Consider the following 212-nt stretch of genomic DNA (forward strand, 5'->3'; position numbering starts at 1 on the left):
GCACGCCCGCCTCCCACAGCATCGCCTGCGTCGCCAGCCCCACCTGCGAGAACAGCCGCTCGGAGCCGCAGCCCGGGAAGTAGAACACCGCCTCCGAATCGACGGTCGTCGATTTCGGGTCGCGGATGATCGGCACGATCTTGTTGTCCTCGATGTCCAGCAGCGCGCGCGCCGTCTTCTTCGGCAGGTTGCCCGGCATCTTCTTGTTCACG

At 66.0% G+C, this 212-nt stretch carries 1 protein-coding gene; it reads right to left on the reverse strand.

Going from position 1 to position 212, the window contains the following annotated elements; genetic code table 11:
* Positions 1 to 212 (reverse strand): (Fe-S)-binding protein (locus tag KPB06_RS34410; protein WP_275920604.1); only part of this gene is annotated, 212 nt, incomplete at both ends.

The organism is Burkholderia semiarida, from assembly GCF_029268935.1.
Lineage (GTDB): Bacteria > Pseudomonadota > Gammaproteobacteria > Burkholderiales > Burkholderiaceae > Burkholderia > Burkholderia semiarida.